We start from the raw sequence: 14054 nt of genomic DNA on the forward strand, positions 1-14054 counted from the left end.
GCAAGCGGGCCTGAGCGTCAACTCAGCAATCCTCTGGTGAGTTCCGGCCACAGCGACGCATGCTGGCGGCGGAACATGCCGACGTGACCGATTGCGCGGCCATCGCATTTTTCCGGGCTGATGAAATGGACGTGACATCTGGCTCGCGGCAACCATCGCAGCCAGTCTTCGATATTGGCCGGCGTCGCGAGCGGATCGTCAGTCGCTGCGACTACGGTGACGGGAGCGGAGAATTCGTTGTAGTAATGACGCGCAATGCCGACCCCGAACTCGTTCGCTACGTATCCGGGGCGGCGACACCATCGGGCCCACTGAAGCCCGACGCGTGCAGGCAGATCGTCGCCCCAGCCGAGCACCCGGGCAGGCACATAGCCGAGCAGACGTGCGGTAACCGGGACGTAGACATTTGCCAGCGACAATGCGGCAATTCGATTCGGCCACCGGATGTTGCCGACGTATCCGGATGAAGCGGATATCGCACACAGCGAGCGTACCGACGCGTGATTCGGCATCAGTCCGACCAGTTGTGCGCCGGCACTATGACCGATCAGATGCGCTTCGCTCGCGCCGGTTTCTCGAAGAAGCCAGTCAAGCGCTGCGGGCATGTCAAGCTGCCCCCAGTCTTGTTTGCGGGCACGCGACTGGCGAACGTGACGCACGTCGAGCGACGCCCCCATCCCCCGATAATCGAATACGAATACCGAATATCCCGTTGCGCGCAGCCAATCCGCGAATGGAAAATAAAAGGACTGGCGAAGGCCCGTTGCAGGGCAAATGAGTACCGGTAAACAAGTGGCACCGGCCGCAGGAAAATACGTGCCCCCCAAGGGAAAACCGTCGCGTGCATGAAATGCAGCGCGTACATGGGGTATCGGCCGCCCGCTCATCGCTCTGGGCTCGATAGGGTGAACACGGGAAGATGCGCCCCGTATTCGGTAACGAACCTACGGCCTGGTTTCTGAATCCAGCCGTATAACAAAGGATTCCAAATCGATTCGCCCATCGATTCACCCCGGTTATCGAAGTGATCAATGTATTAAGTCACTGCCGCCAATGAAATCAGACAAGTTCGATTTTTGACCACAAATGTCGATACCGCCGCTGTCGCCGAAAAATCCATGTCGACACGGGAAACGGCATCCGCTTGTTCTGAAAGACAAATGGCCGGACCGGCTTTTGCCGATCAGGCCATTTGTTACGACGGGAACCTCTCCGCCAACCGACAGCGAACGCTCAGGCCCGCTGCCGCATCGTCACTTCATCACATCGCCGACACCCGCCGCCCCGCCCCCGCTCGCGCATCGCGACCGCGCTTGTTCAGCCAAGACGCAAACAGCACGAGCAGCGCGAGCACGGCCGTCGCACCGACTTCCATCCGGTGTTCCTCGCTGACGAACATCACGGTCAGCGTGCCGCAGATGAACAGGATCACCGCCCACGTGAGCCACGGGAACAGCCACATCCGCAGCGTCAGGTCGGCGCCGCCCGATTCGAGCGTCTTGCGCATCCGCAGCTGCGAGATCGCGATCACGAGATACACGAGCAGCGCGATCGCACCCGACGTCGCCAACAGGAAGCCGAACACCTGCTCCGGCATCAGGTAGTTCGCGATCACGGTCAGGAAACCGAATGCGGTCGATGCCAGCACGGCCGCACGCGGCGTACCGGTCGAATCGGTGCTGTGCAGGAACGCAGGTGCGTCCTTGCGCTTGGACAGCGAGAACAGCATCCGCGATGCGGTGTACAGCGCGGAATTCAGGCAGCTCGCGACCGACACGAGCACGATCACGTCGATGATTGCCTTCGCGTTCGGAATGCCGATCAGCTCCATCGCACGCTGATACGAGCCGTGCTTCGGCAGCAGCGGATCGTTCCACGGCACGATCGCCGCGACGACGAGGATCGAGCCGAGATAGAACAGCGTGATACGCCAGATGACGGAATTGGTCGCACGCACGATCTGGCGTTGCGGGTTGTCCGACTCGGCGGCCGCGATCGTCACGATCTCGGTACCGAGGAACGAGAACATCGTCGTCAGCATCGCCGCGAGCACCGCGCCGGCGCCGTTCGGCATGAAGCCCTGGTGCGCGAAGAGGTTCGACACGCCCGATACGGCCGGCGCGGGCACGATGCCGACGATTGCCGCACCGCCGATGCACAGGAACACGACGATCGCGACAACCTTGATCAGCGCGAACCAGAATTCGAATTCGCCGTAGTTCTTGACCGAGAAGAGGTTGGTGATCGTCAGCAGCAGCGTGATGCCGAGCGCGAAGATCCAGGTCGCGACGCCGGGGAACCACGCATTGAGGATGGTAGCCGCAGCGGTTGCCTCGATCGGGATCACGAGCACCCAGAACCACCAGTACAGCCAGCCGATGGAGAAGCCCGCCCAGTGACCGATCGCGCGATCGGCATAGGTCGAGAACGAACCGCTGTCCGGATGCGCGACGGCCATCTCGCCGAGCATGCGCATCACCAGCACGACCAGGACGCCCGCGATCGCATACGCGAGGATCGAAGCCGGGCCGGCTTCCGCGATTGCGTGGCCGGAGCCGACGAACAAGCCCGCGCCGATGACGCCGGCAATCGACATCATCGTCACGTGCCGCTGCTTCAGACCCGTGCCGAGGCCTGTCTTGCTTCCACTCATGTGTCTCTCTCCAAAAAACGGTTCTGGTATGACCGGGTGTCGCGTGAAGGCGGCGGGGAGTTGTCGTTGTTGAACCCGGCAGCCCGCCGCGCATGCGCGCATACGGGCAGGAAGCCGGGTCGAGCCTGTTCCGGTCGGTGCGCGACGCAGTCTGCGAAGCCGCGGGTGCGATGCGGCGCACGAGGTGCCGGCGCATCGCGTGCGCCCTTTCCGTCGGCTGTCGGTCAGCCGCCTTCGAAGCGAAGGAGTGTAAGCATCAAACGGTTCTTCACTAAGAACCAATTGAAGAATTTCGATGGATCCACTTGTTGCATCGATGCGAACCGATGCAACGCATGATCCGGTTCGGCGTCCGCCTGCGGGCAACCGGATCGGGCAAGTGATGACGGCGCGTGCCCGCTCGGCATCATGGTGAACACGTTCCGTCGAAGCGGATCGCGTGCGGCGCCGGCGCGGCTCAGTTGGCGTCGTCCGGCCCTGCGTCGCGCCATTTGGCCGGCACGATCGCGCGCCATTCGCGCAGAAGCAGGTTTCTCACGGCGTCGGGATGCGCGGCCGACAGGCGCACCAGCACGATCGGCCAGCCCGCATAGTGGTCGGTCAGGTAATACACGTCGGGTTCCGCTTCGATCAGCCACGCGCGCTCGTCGGGGCCGACGCCCTTCACGACGAGCGTATCGCCGTCCTCGCGCAGGCGAGCGAGCATCTTGCCCTTCACCTTGAGTGCGGGCGTGCCGTACGACGCCCCCTCCTCGACGCCGCGCCATGCGAGCGCGATCTGCCGCACTTCGTCGAATGTCACGATGCGCCTCCAGCCGTCGATGATCGAGATCCGGCCACCGTAGCGGAAATCGTAGATCGCGCCTAGCTGGAAGGCGCCGTGCCTCGCAGCGGGCGACGCGCGTCTAGCGGCCGGCCGCGCGCACGGCCATCTGCGCGCGGCCGGTGGTGGCGACGATCGCGAACGCGATCGCATTGGCGGCCGCGCTGGCCAGGATCGGCACGAGATAACCGCCACCCGCGTCGTAGATGAAACCGGCCGCAGCCGGCCCGATCAGCGTGCCGAACGCGATGCTCGTGTACAGCACGCCGATGATCGCGCTCACGTTGCGGCCGCCGAAGTAGTCCATCACGACGGCGGGCAGGACGGCGACCCAGCCGCCGTAGAACACGCCGAACACGAGTGCGAACGTGGCCAGCGTCGCGACGCTGCCGGCGCCGGCCCACGCGACGAGCGCGACGGCCATGCCCGCGAACATCGCGAGCAGCGATGCGCGGCGGCCGAAGCGGTCGGCGAGGCCACCGAGAAAGAAGCGCCCAGCCGTGCTGCCGACGCCGATCGCGCCGAGCAGCAGCACGGCCGTCGACGATGCGACGCCATGATCGAGCGCATACGGCACGAGGTGCACGAACGGCACGAAGACGCCGAACGAGCACACGAGGCACGCCGCGTAGAGGCTCGCGAACGGTCGCGACGTGACGGCCTCGCGCAGCGTCGCGCCGGTGGGCGCCGCTGCGGCAGCCCGCGCGCGATCAGCAGCGTTCACGGAGTCCGGGGCCCCTGCCGTGTGCCCGCCCGCTTCCGGCAAGCCTCCGCCGGCGGCCGGATGCACGGCCTCCCCGTCCGGCAACAGCCCGCGCCCGCGCGGGTCGTTCTCGATCAGCAGCGACATCCCGGCGCCGATCGCGACGGCGAGCGCCGCAAGCGTGAAATAGGCGCCGCGCCAGCCGACGTGCGCGATCAGCGCGGCGGCGAGCGGCGGCATCACGAGCGTGCCGACGCCGATCCCCGCGACCGCGAGCCCCGACGCGAAGCCGCGCCGCCGCACGAACCAGCGCTGCACGGCGCCGACGGCCGGCACATACGCGCAGCCGACGCCGAGGCCGACACCGAGCCCGTACGCGACATAGACCTGCAGCAGCGTATGCGCGGCGCCGGCCGCCGCGAGACCCGCCGCCGTCAGCAACATGCCGGTGACGGCGAGCCGCCGTGAGCCGAAACGATCGGCAAGCGGGCCGCTGACGATGCCGAAGCCGAAATACAGGAAGCCGGCCAGCGAGAACACGAGCGAGATCTGCCCGCGCGATGCGGCGAAATCCCGCTGCAGCGCTTCGACGAACGCGCTGAACGTGTACGCACTGCCGAAGCCGACGAACGTGACGGCGAACGCGGCCGCCACCACATACCAGCCGTAGAAGACGCGCGACGCGCGCGGGCCGCTCATGACGATGGTCCTCTCAGGTTCCGCCGGACGCCGCGCGGCGTCCGGATTGCCTCATGGATATAGTTGAACTATGTTGATCGCATCGACCGCCGCGAAGCAGCCGTGACGAATCCGATCCGATGCGACAACGGTACTCGCGCGCATGCCTTGCCTCAAACGATATTTCGTCGGCCTTTCGCTTTAGAAAAACTCAATGAACCGTTCCCGTCTGCCACCGCTCAACGCGTTGCGCGCGTTCGAGGCAGCGGCCCGCCACCTGTCGGTGAAATCGGCAGCGGAAGAGCTGTCGGTCACGCCCGGCGCGGTGAGCCAGCTGATCCGCACGCTCGAGACCCATCTCGGCGTGCAACTGTTCGAGCGCGTGAACCGCGGCATCCTGCTGACCGCCGCGGGCCGCGACTATCTGCCGCCCGTGCGCAACGCGTTCCGGCAAATCGCCGACGCGTCGCAGCGCGTGTCGGGCGCCGCCGACAGCGGCGTGCTGACGGTGAGCGTCACGCCGTTTTTCGCATCCGCATGGCTCGTGCCGCGCCTCGCGCAGTTCCGCGACGCATGCCCGGACGTCGACCTGCAGATCGTCGCGAGCCATGCGCTCGCCGATTTCTCGCGCGACGGCGTCGACGTCGCGATCCGCCACGGTCTCGGCCGCTACATCGGGCTGTGCAGCGAACGGCTGCTGACCGTGGAGATCGTCGCGCTTGCGGCGCCGGAACTCGTCGCGCGGCTGGGCATGCCGGCCACGCCCGCCGACCTGGCCGGATGGCCGCATCTGCACGACGCCGAACGCAAGGGCTGGCACATCTGGTTCGACGCGCAGCGAATCGCCGATTTCGGCCCGCCGCGCGGCCCCGCGTTCGACGATTCCAGTCTGTTGCTGCAGGCGATCCTCGCCGGCCAGGGCGCCGGCCTGCTGCCGGCGGCGATGGTGCGCGGCGAGCTCGCGAGCGGCCGGCTCGTGCAGCTTGCCGACGTCGCGTGGCTCGACGACTTCGCGTACTACCTCGTCTATCCGCCGCATCATGCGGAGCGCGCGAAAGTCGCCGCGTTCCGTCGGTGGATTCTCGAGGCAGCCCAGGCCGACGGCGCGGCATCGATGACGGGCACGGCGTAGCGTCGCTGCAGCGCGGGGCGGCGGCAACGATCTCGAGCCGATCGGCTAACATGCGGCCCGGGCCGTCGGCCCGCCAGCCACCGGCAACGGACAACGACATCCGCAGAGAGACCATGCCCGCCCTGCTCCGCCGCGCGACACGCATCGCAACCCTGTCGGCCGCGCTGTTCGTCGCGTGCGCCGCCCTGCCGCCCGCGGCGCACGCCTATCGCGCGTCGCCCGGCTACGGCAGCGAAGCCGACCTCGACCGGCACGACACGTACCGCAATCGCGACGGCGACACCGTCCATGCACCGGCGCATTCGAAATCGGGCCGCGTGCCCGAGGGCGCGAGCGCGCGCTGCCGCGACGGCACGTACAGCTTCAGCCGCCATCGGCGCGGCACCTGCTCCGGGCACGGCGGCGTCGCCGGATGGCTGTGAACGCGGGTCGGCCGAATGGCCAGCGCGGTGCCAGCGGCAGCCGGCGCCGAAGTACAATACGCGCTCGCGCCGCCAACCCGCGGCGACACCGCCGCGCCCCGCGCGGCACGCTCCGTACCGAATCACCCGACGCCACGCACGCCGATGCGCTGCGCGGCAGTCTCAACCCTTTCTGAGTTTCACACCCAAATGGCCCAATACGTTTTCACGATGAACCGGGTCGGCAAGATCGTGCCGCCCAAGCGCCAGATCCTGAAGGACATCTCGCTGTCGTTCTTTCCCGGCGCGAAGATCGGCGTGCTCGGCCTGAACGGCTCGGGCAAGTCGACGCTGATCCGCATCATGGCGGGCGTCGACAAGGACATCGAAGGCGAAGCGACGCCGATGCCGAACCTGAACATCGGCTACCTGCCGCAGGAACCGCAGCTCGATCCGACGAAGACGGTGCGCGAAGCCGTCGAGGAAGGCCTCGGCGACCTGTTCCAGGCGAACAAGAAGCTCGAGGAAATCTACGCGGCCTATGCGGAACCGGACGCCGACTTCGACGCGCTCGCGGCCGAGCAGGCGAAATACGAAGCGATCCTCGCGTCGAGCGACGGCGGCAGCCCCGAGCAGCAGCTCGAAGTGGCCGCCGACGCGCTGCGCCTGCCGGCGTGGGACGCGAAGATCGAGCACCTGTCGGGCGGTGAAAAACGCCGCGTCGCGCTGTGCAAGCTGCTGCTCGAGAAGCCGGACATGCTGCTGCTCGACGAACCGACCAACCACCTCGACGCGGAATCGGTCGACTGGCTCGAGCAGTTCCTGGTGCGCTTCCCGGGCACCGTCGTCGCCGTCACGCACGATCGCTATTTCCTCGACAACGCGGCCGAGTGGATTCTCGAACTCGACCGCGGCCACGGCATTCCGTGGAAGGGCAACTACAGCAGCTGGCTCGACCAGAAGGAAGAGCGCCTGAAGCAGGAAGAAGCGTCGGAATCGGCGCGCCAGAAGGCGATCAAGAAGGAACTGGAGTGGGTGCGCCAGAACCCGAAGGGCCGCCAGGCGAAGTCGAAGGCGCGTATCGCGCGCTTCGAGGAGCTGAACAGCCAGGAATACCAGAAGCGCAACGAAACGCAGGAAATCTTCATTCCGGTCGGCGACCGCCTCGGCAATGAAGTGATCGAGTTCAAGAACGTCAGCAAGTCGTTCGGCGACCGCCTGCTGATCGACAACCTGAACTTCAAGATTCCGGCCGGCGCGATCGTCGGCATCATCGGCCCGAACGGCGCCGGCAAGTCGACGCTGTTCAAGATGCTGACCGGCAAGGAACAGCCGGATTCGGGCGAAGTCGTGATGGGCCCGACCGTGAAGCTCGCGTACGTCGACCAGAGCCGCGATGCGCTCGACGGCTCGAAGACGGTGTTCGAGGAAATCTCGGGCGGCGCCGACGTGCTGACGGTCGGCAAGTACGAAACGCCGTCGCGGGCGTACATCGGCCGCTTCAACTTCAAGGGCGGCGACCAGCAGAAGATCGTCGGCAACCTGTCGGGCGGCGAACGCGGCCGCCTGCACCTCGCGAAGACGCTGATCTCCGGCGGCAACGTGCTGCTGCTCGACGAACCGTCGAACGACCTCGACGTCGAAACGCTGCGCGCGCTGGAAGACGCGCTGCTCGAATTCGCCGGCTCGGTGATGGTGATCTCGCACGATCGCTGGTTCCTCGACCGGATCGCGACGCACATCCTCGCGTTCGAAGGCGATTCGCAGGTCACGTTCTTCGACGGCAACTACCAGGAATACGAAGCCGACAAGCGTGCGCGCCTCGGCGAGGAAGCCGCGAAGCCGAAGCGCCTGCGCTACAAGCCGATCAGCCGCTAAGTGGCGCGGCCCGTGCATCCGGCGACGCGGCGACACGACGCCGGGTGCCGAATGCGGCCGCTTCCAGATCGGCAGAACGAAAAAGCGGGCTCATGGCCCGCTTTTTTCATCCGGCGGTCCGGCGCGACGCCTACGCGAGCGCGCCCAGTTCGCGCAAACGCGTCTCGGTCGCGGCCGCGCTCGTGTGATGAATGCCATGCCAGCCGAGTGCCGTCGCGGCCGCGGCATTCTTCGCGTTGTCGTCGATGAACACGAGCTCATGCGGCGCAATGCCCGGCAGGTGCGGATCGATCCGCGCATGCATCTCGCGGTAGATCGCCGGATCGGGTTTCACGAGCTTCACGCGGCCCGACACGACGATGTCCTTGAAACGCCGCAGCACCGGGAAGTTGTCCCACGCATACGGAAAGGTCTGCGCGGACCAGTTGGTCAGCCCGAAGAGCGGCATCCCCTGCGCATCGAGCCGGTCGACGAGCGCGGCGCCTTCGTCGAGCACGCCGCCGATCATCTCGTGCCAGCGCGCGTAGAACGCGCGGATCAGCGTCTCGTGCGCCGGAAACTTCGCGACCAGCTCGCTCGTGCCGTCGTCGATCGTCTGCCCGCCGTCCTGCCGGATCACCCAGTCCATCGCGCACACGTGCGTGAGGAACCAGCGGCGCTCGGCTTCGTCTGGAATCAGTTGCCGGTACAGGTACTCGGGGCTCCAGTCGATCAGCACGCCGCCGAAATCGAACACCACCGCCTTGATCGTCATGCGAACTCCGTGGCAAGCACGTCGGCGAGCGGACGCGGCGTCACCGCATTGCCCGACAGCGTATTGTTTTCCCACACGAAGTGATGATGCGCGACGATCTGCGCGGCCGACAGGTGCGCGCGCTCGTTCGTCGTGTGCAGGTCGGACACGACGGTCGTCCGATAGCCGAGCAGTGCCGCGCGGCGCGCGGCCGAATCGACGCAGAACTCGGTCGCATAACCGCAGATCAGCACCGAACGAATGCCGTGGCCGTCGAGCTGCGCGGCGAGCGGCGTGTCGTGGAACGAATCGCTCACCTGCTTGCGGATGCGCCAGTCGGTGCGACCGACGATCAGTTCCTCATGCAGTTCCCAGCCGGGCGTGCCGGGCACGATGTCGTCGTCCGCATCGCCGTCGTGCTGCACGAAGCACACGGGCGCGTTTGCCGCACGTGCCGCCGCCGTCAGCCGGTTGATGCCCGACACGACGTCGTCGAGCCGGTACGCGGGCCGCGCCCGCTGCACCAGCCCCCGTTGCATGTCGATCACGATCACTGCGGTGTCTGCCATCGATTGCCCTCTCCGTCGTGGTCCGGCCGTCGCGCGGCCAGTATCTGTCGTGTATTGCGCGTCGCGTCAGATCGGCTGCGTGCGCGCGTCGAGCCACGCCTTCGCGTCGCCGCTCACGTGCCGGCCGACGCGCTCGCGCACGGTCGCGTGATACGCGTTCAGCCACGCGCGTTCTTCTTCATGCAGCATCTCGATCAGCACGCAGCGCGTGTCGATCGGGCACAGCGTCAGCGTCTCGAACGCGAGGAAATCGCCGAATTCGGTCTGCCCGCCCGCGCGATTCACGACCAGGTTTTCGATCCGGATGCCCCATTTGCCGGGCCGGTACACGCCCGGCTCGATCGACGTGATCATCCCCTCTTCCATCGCCGTGTATGGCTCGGCCGGCGCGTAGTGCGAGATGACCTGCGGGCCCTCGTGCACGTTCAGGAAGTAGCCGACGCCGTGACCGGTGCCGTGGCCGTAGTCGAGCCCGGCCGCCCACATCGGCGCGCGCGCGATCGCGTCGAGCATCGGCGAGCGGATGCCGCGCGGGAAGCGTGCGCGCGACAGCGCCATCATCGACTTCAGCACGATCGTGAAATCGCGGCGCTGCAGGTCGCTGACCGTGCCGACCGGCACGACGCGCGTGATGTCGGTGGTGCCGGTCGTGTACTGGCCGCCCGAATCGACGAGCAGCAGGCCGTCGCCGGCGATCGTCGCGTGCGACTCGGGCGTCGCGCGATAGTGCGGCATCGCACCGTTCGCGTTGAAGCCGGCGATCGTCGCGAAGCTCGGTGACACGTAGCCAGGGCGCCGTGCGCGCGCGGCCGTGAGTTGCTCGTCGATCGTCAGCTCGGTGATCGTCTCGCGGTTCACCGCCTGCTCGAACCACGCGAAGAACTCGGCGAGCGCGGCGCCGTCGTGCTCCATCGTCACGCGCACGTGCTCGATCTCGGCGGACGTCTTGCGCGACTTCGCGAACGTCGACGGGTTCACGGCCTCGATCAGCTTCACGCCGGCCGGCACGGCCTCGAGCGTGCCGAACGTCACGCGGCGCGGATCGATCAGCAGCGTCGCGCCGTCGGGCAGCGCCGCGAGCGCCGCGCGCGCGGCGTCGTACGCGCGGACCTCGACGCCGTCCTGCGCGAGCGACGCGGCCAGCGCCGGCGACACCTTGCCGTCGGCGACGAACAGCGTCGCGCGATCGGCCCCGATCATCGCGTGCGCGACGAACACGGGGTTGAAGTTGACGTCGGCGCCGCGCAGGTTGAACAGCCACGCGAGATCGTCGAGCGTCGACACGAAATGCCATTGCGCGCCCTGCGCGTGCATCGCGCGGCGCACTTCGGCGAGCTTGCTCGCGCGCGTCGTGTCGGCCTGCGGCGCCACGTGCTCGAACACCGCGTCTCCCGGCAGCCCCGGGCGCTCCGGCCAGATCGCGTCGAGCAGGTCGAGATCGGTGCGCAGCGCGATGCCGCGCGCGCTCAGCGCGGCCGTCAGCGCGCGTGCCGCCGCGACGCCGAGCACGGCGCCGTCGACGCCGACCGTCGTCCCGGCCGGCACGTTCTGCGCGAGCCAGTCGACGTGCGGCGCGCTCTGCTGCCCGCCCGTCATCTTCATCAGCTGGACGCCCGTGCCGGCGAGTTCGGCCTCGGCCTGCACCCAGTAGCGGCTGTCGACCCACAAGCCCGCGAAATCCGCGGTCACGACCAGCGTGCCGACCGAGCCCGTGAAACCGGACAGCCAGCGTCGCGCCTGCCAGCGCTCGGGCAGGTACTCGGACAGGTGAGGATCGGCGGACGGCACGAGATAGGCGGCCAGGTCCTCGCGGACCATCGCGCCGCGCAGCAGCGCGAGGCGGGCCGGCACCGACGAGACTTCGGGGAGACGGGCATTCATGATTTCACCTGAGAGCGTTCAGCGACGGGCCGACACGGCGACCGTCACGGCTACGGCGAGGAACGCGACACCGGTGCAGACCGGCCATTCGAGCGTTTCGCCGTCGTAAAACAGTCCAGAGAGATTGCCGGCCATGCGCGCGGCGGCGGCGCCTGCGATGCCGACCAGCACCACGATCCACCATGCCGGCCGGCCCGTGCGCCGCATCGGATGCAGCCACCGGCCGAACAGCCCGACGGCCGCTCCCAGGACAAGGATTCCAAACCAGTTCATTCGACGCCTTCTATAAATTCAGATTCGTCCCATAGGCGTGAACGTTGCCAGCGGCTAGCATCGATTCATCCATCGAACCCGAGACCAGCCGGGCGCCGCGAACATTCGAGTGTAGGGGCCGACCCGACGTTATGGCAAGCGCGCACCCGCAGGCGTATTGAAGAAATCCTCATGCGAATCGCTCTCATCGATCCGGAGGCGCATCATGCTGCGCTCCTGAACCGCCTGCTGTTCGCCGGCGGCCATGTGTGCCACGCGTTTCCGTCCAGCGCGGCATTCTTCGAGTGGCTCGCCACCGATACCTGCGACATGCTGATCATCGGCAACTGGGCCGGCGACCAGCCAGCCGAGGAAGTCATTCCGCGGGCGCAGGCGATCCTGCCCGGGCTGCCGGCCATCGCCGTGATGCAGCTGCCGCGCGAAAGCGAAGTCGTGTCGTGCCTGCACGCTGGGGCCGACGACTGCCTCGTGCGCCCGGTGAGCGGCCCCGAGCTGCTCGCACGCGTCAACGCGCTGAGCCGGCGCGCAGGTGTCCGGCGGCCGCCGAATCGCTCGCGCGAAATGTATGGAGAATACGCGTTCGATGCGACCCACAGCCTCGTGCGCTTCGGCGATGCGATCGTCGCGCTCACGCCGAAGGAGTTCCGCTTCGCACAGCTGCTGTTCGCGAACCTGTCGCGGCCCGTGTCGCGCGCCCATATCCTCGAAACGGTGTGGGGCCGCCGCCGCGACATGAAGTCGCGCACGCTCGACACCCATGCGTCCCGGCTGCGCAGCAAGCTGCGGCTGCTTCCGGAGCACGGCTACCGGCTTCTGCCGCTCTACGGCTACGGCTACCAGCTCGACCGCGTGCCGATCGAGCCCCCAAATTCGAGGCCGCGCCACGCCGATGCCCGGTATGCCGCAAGTGAGGAAATCGCTGAAACGCTATAATATGGGGCTAAACGATAGCCCTCGATATGCAACTCCTCACGATCGGAATCAACCACCACACTGCGCCTGTCGCCCTGCGCGAACGCGTGGCGTTTCCGCTCGAGCAAATCAAGCCGGCTCTCGTCACGTTCAAGAACGTGTTCCTCGGCCCCCAGGCGCCGAATGCGCCCGAAGCGGCAATCCTCTCCACCTGCAACCGCACCGAACTCTATTGCGCGACCGACGATCGGGCCGCCCGCGAGGGTGCGATTCGCTGGCTGTCGGAGTACCACCAGATTCCGGTCGACGAACTCGCCCCGCACGTCTATGCGCTGCCGCAATCGGAAGCGGTCCGGCACGCATTCCGCGTCGCGTCGGGTCTCGATTCGATGGTGCTCGGCGAAACGCAGATCCTGGGCCAGATGAAGGATGCGGTGCGCACCGCGACGGAAGCCGGCGCGCTCGGCACCTATCTGAACCAGCTGTTCCAGCGCACGTTCGCCGTCGCGAAGGAAGTGCGCGGCACGACCGAGATCGGCGCGCAGTCGGTGTCGATGGCCGCCGCCGCGGTCCGCCTCGCGCAGCGCATCTTCGAAAAAGTGTCGGATCAGCGCGTGCTGTTCATCGGCGCCGGCGAGATGATCGAGCTGTGCGCGACGCACTTCGCCGCGCAGAGCCCGCGCGAGCTCGTCGTCGCGAACCGCACGGCCGAACGCGGCCAGCGGCTCGCCGAACGTTTCAACGGCCGCGCGATGCCGTTGTCGGACCTGCCGGCCCGCATGCACGAATTCGACATCATCGTGTCGTGCACCGCGTCGACGCTGCCGATCATCGGCCTCGGCGCGGTCGAACGTGCGGTGAAGGCGCGCCGCCACCGGCCGATCTTCATGGTCGACCTCGCGGTGCCGCGCGACATCGAGCCGGAAGTCGGCAAGCTGAAGGACGTGTTCCTCTACACCGTCGACGATCTCGGTGCGATCGTGCGCGAAGGCAACGCATCACGCCAGGCCGCGGTTGCACAAGCCGAGACGATCATCGAAACCCGCGTGCAGAACTTCATGCAGTGGCTCGACACGCGCAGCGTCGTGCCGGTGATCCGTCACATGCATACGCAGGCCGACGCGCTGCGCCGCGCGGAAGTCGAGAAAGCGCAGAAGCTGCTCGCGCGCGGCGACGATCCGGCCGCCGTCCTCGAAGCGCTGTCGCAGGCGCTCACCAACAAGCTGATCCACGGCCCGACGAGCGCGCTCAACCGCGTGAACGGCACCGACCGCGATTCGCTGATCGACCTGATGCGCGGCTTCTACCAGCACGCGCCGCGCTCGAACGACCAGTCCGGCCACTAGCGCCGGCCGGTTGCCCCTGCCGCCGGCCGCGCGCCGGCCTATCCTTTTCGAATACCCCTTTGTCCGGGAGCG

The 14054-nt window shown here is 67.2% G+C and carries 13 protein-coding genes; 5 read left to right on the forward strand and 8 right to left on the reverse strand.

Going from position 1 to position 14054, the window contains the following annotated elements:
- Nucleotides 1–17 precede the first annotated feature (17 nt).
- The 4 genes from DIE17_RS25450 to DIE17_RS25470 all read right to left on the reverse strand — a co-directional run bounded on the left by DIE17_RS25450 (nucleotide 18) and on the right by DIE17_RS25470 (nucleotide 4878).
- A complete protein-coding gene (locus DIE17_RS25450) occupies nucleotides 18–887 on the reverse strand; it encodes an alpha/beta fold hydrolase (RefSeq protein WP_124522177.1) in 870 nt (289 codons plus the stop codon).
- A 374-nt stretch (nucleotides 888–1261) separates the two neighbouring features.
- On the reverse strand, nucleotides 1262–2653 hold the full coding sequence (gene gabP, locus DIE17_RS25455; RefSeq protein ID WP_124487902.1) for a GABA permease: 1392 nt from the start codon (nucleotides 2651–2653) through the stop codon (nucleotides 1262–1264).
- 457 nt (nucleotides 2654–3110) lie between these two features.
- Entirely contained in the window at nucleotides 3111–3455 is a 345-nt protein-coding gene (locus tag DIE17_RS25465; protein ID WP_124522181.1) for an MmcQ/YjbR family DNA-binding protein, read from the reverse strand.
- 103 nt (nucleotides 3456–3558) lie between these two features.
- On the reverse strand, nucleotides 3559–4878 hold the full coding sequence (locus DIE17_RS25470) for an MFS transporter (protein ID WP_124522183.1): 1320 nt from the start codon (nucleotides 4876–4878) through the stop codon (nucleotides 3559–3561).
- A 193-nt stretch (nucleotides 4879–5071) separates the two neighbouring features.
- Here DIE17_RS25470 and gcvA point away from each other — a divergent pair, with 193 nt between their 5' ends.
- The 3 genes from gcvA to ettA all read left to right on the forward strand — a co-directional run bounded on the left by gcvA (nucleotide 5072) and on the right by ettA (nucleotide 8268).
- Nucleotides 5072–5989: a transcriptional regulator GcvA gene (gcvA, locus tag DIE17_RS25475; protein ID WP_124522185.1), complete on the forward strand. Its 918-nt coding sequence runs from the start codon at nucleotides 5072–5074 to the stop codon at nucleotides 5987–5989.
- A gap of 113 nt (nucleotides 5990–6102) precedes the next feature.
- The gene (locus tag DIE17_RS25480; RefSeq protein WP_124487898.1) at nucleotides 6103–6411 is read left to right on the forward strand and encodes a DUF3761 domain-containing protein; all 309 of its coding nucleotides are present in this window, start codon (nucleotides 6103–6105) and stop codon (nucleotides 6409–6411) included.
- A gap of 189 nt (nucleotides 6412–6600) precedes the next feature.
- On the forward strand, nucleotides 6601–8268 hold the full coding sequence (gene ettA, locus DIE17_RS25485; RefSeq protein WP_044845892.1) for an energy-dependent translational throttle protein EttA: 1668 nt from the start codon (nucleotides 6601–6603) through the stop codon (nucleotides 8266–8268).
- Nucleotides 8269–8398: 130 nt separating this feature from the next.
- Here the strand turns inward: ettA and DIE17_RS25490 are convergent, their stop codons facing one another.
- The 4 genes from DIE17_RS25490 to DIE17_RS25505 form a co-directional block, all read right to left on the reverse strand.
- Nucleotides 8399–9022 carry an HAD family hydrolase gene (locus tag DIE17_RS25490; protein ID WP_124522187.1) on the reverse strand — a complete coding sequence of 208 codons (624 nt, stop codon included), beginning with the start codon at nucleotides 9020–9022 and terminating at the stop codon, nucleotides 8399–8401.
- Complete coding sequence (locus DIE17_RS25495) at nucleotides 9019–9570, reverse strand: cysteine hydrolase family protein (RefSeq protein WP_124522189.1); 552 nt, start codon at nucleotides 9568–9570, stop codon at nucleotides 9019–9021. The genes DIE17_RS25490 and DIE17_RS25495 overlap by 4 nt, the downstream gene beginning before the upstream one ends.
- Before the next feature lie 66 nt (nucleotides 9571–9636).
- Nucleotides 9637–11451, reverse strand: coding sequence for an aminopeptidase P family protein (locus DIE17_RS25500; protein ID WP_124522191.1), 1815 nt, complete (start codon nucleotides 11449–11451; stop codon nucleotides 9637–9639).
- 18 nt (nucleotides 11452–11469) lie between these two features.
- Nucleotides 11470–11724: a hypothetical protein gene (locus DIE17_RS25505; protein WP_044845896.1), complete on the reverse strand. Its 255-nt coding sequence runs from the start codon at nucleotides 11722–11724 to the stop codon at nucleotides 11470–11472.
- A gap of 171 nt (nucleotides 11725–11895) precedes the next feature.
- Here DIE17_RS25505 and DIE17_RS25510 point away from each other — a divergent pair, with 171 nt between their 5' ends.
- Together DIE17_RS25510 and hemA are read left to right on the forward strand one after the other, a co-directional pair.
- Complete coding sequence (locus DIE17_RS25510) at nucleotides 11896–12657, forward strand: response regulator transcription factor (RefSeq protein ID WP_124487893.1); 762 nt, start codon at nucleotides 11896–11898, stop codon at nucleotides 12655–12657.
- A 26-nt stretch (nucleotides 12658–12683) separates the two neighbouring features.
- Nucleotides 12684–13982: a glutamyl-tRNA reductase gene (gene hemA / locus DIE17_RS25515; protein ID WP_044845898.1), complete on the forward strand. Its 1299-nt coding sequence runs from the start codon at nucleotides 12684–12686 to the stop codon at nucleotides 13980–13982.
- Nucleotides 13983–14054: the final 72 nt, after the last annotated feature.

This window comes from Burkholderia sp. Bp9099 (genome assembly GCF_003857805.1).
Lineage (GTDB): Bacteria > Pseudomonadota > Gammaproteobacteria > Burkholderiales > Burkholderiaceae > Burkholderia.

What these genes read in the sequence shown, in the direction of transcription:
- DIE17_RS25450 (WP_124522177.1), bottom strand. Translation starts at nt 887, where the DNA reads ATGAGCGGGCGGCCGATACCCCATGTACGCGCTGCATTTCATGCACGC.
- gabP (WP_124487902.1), bottom strand. Translation starts at nt 2,653, where the DNA reads ATGAGTGGAAGCAAGACAGGCCTCGGCACGGGTCTGAAGCAGCGGCAC.
- DIE17_RS25470 (WP_124522183.1), bottom strand. Translation starts at nt 4,878, where the DNA reads ATGAGCGGCCCGCGCGCGTCGCGCGTCTTCTACGGCTGGTATGTGGTG.
- gcvA (WP_124522185.1), top strand. Translation starts at nt 5,072, where the DNA reads ATGAACCGTTCCCGTCTGCCACCGCTCAACGCGTTGCGCGCGTTCGAG.
- DIE17_RS25480 (WP_124487898.1), top strand. Translation starts at nt 6,103, where the DNA reads ATGCCCGCCCTGCTCCGCCGCGCGACACGCATCGCAACCCTGTCGGCC.
- ettA (WP_044845892.1), top strand. Translation starts at nt 6,601, where the DNA reads ATGGCCCAATACGTTTTCACGATGAACCGGGTCGGCAAGATCGTGCCG.
- DIE17_RS25490 (WP_124522187.1), bottom strand. Translation starts at nt 9,022, where the DNA reads ATGACGATCAAGGCGGTGGTGTTCGATTTCGGCGGCGTGCTGATCGAC.
- DIE17_RS25495 (WP_124522189.1), bottom strand. Translation starts at nt 9,570, where the DNA reads ATGGCAGACACCGCAGTGATCGTGATCGACATGCAACGGGGGCTGGTG.
- DIE17_RS25500 (WP_124522191.1), bottom strand. Translation starts at nt 11,451, where the DNA reads ATGAATGCCCGTCTCCCCGAAGTCTCGTCGGTGCCGGCCCGCCTCGCG.
- DIE17_RS25505 (WP_044845896.1), bottom strand. Translation starts at nt 11,724, where the DNA reads ATGAACTGGTTTGGAATCCTTGTCCTGGGAGCGGCCGTCGGGCTGTTC.
- DIE17_RS25510 (WP_124487893.1), top strand. Translation starts at nt 11,896, where the DNA reads ATGCGAATCGCTCTCATCGATCCGGAGGCGCATCATGCTGCGCTCCTG.
- hemA (WP_044845898.1), top strand. Translation starts at nt 12,684, where the DNA reads ATGCAACTCCTCACGATCGGAATCAACCACCACACTGCGCCTGTCGCC.